This window comes from Oleiphilus sp. HI0080 (genome assembly GCF_001635135.1).
Genome location: NZ_LWFU01000032.1, coordinates 1 through 397, shown reverse-complemented (window position 1 = coordinate 397; position 397 = coordinate 1). Strand labels below are relative to the sequence as shown.

Below are 397 nucleotides of genomic sequence, written 5' to 3'. Positions count from 1 at the left end.
ATGGTGGAGTCATACATAGCAACATAGTCTTCGCCATAGGTGAGACCAAGACCGTTGATTTTCTTGATAAGATCGACGCTCCCTGAGACATCGGCCATTCCATGATCGGAAATGACATACAGCGACACCTCTTTGTAGTGCTGTTTGGCTGTCTCATAGACATCCAGAACCTGATCTTCAAGCCATCGAATCTTCTCGTTAACCTTGTCATGCTTGGTGCCATAGTTATGCATTAAGGCATCGAGCTTAGGTAGGTATACATAGGCCATTTTGATCTCGCCTTTGCTTATTTCCCGTTTGTTGGCTTCCACCACCGTTTCTTCGGATTCCCGCCAGTTGGAGCAGTAGTAAGGTACTTTGTTATTGGCGCACCAGTCGAAGATGGTATCTGTCTTCA

At 46.1% G+C, this 397-nt stretch carries 1 protein-coding gene; it reads right to left on the bottom strand.

Features of this window, described 5'->3' with window-relative positions; genetic code table 11:
- Positions 1-311: alkaline phosphatase family protein (locus A3751_RS00510; protein WP_197466061.1), on the bottom strand; the 311-nt coding region annotated here is incomplete at its 3' end.
- Between the last annotated feature and the right edge of the window lie 86 nt (positions 312-397).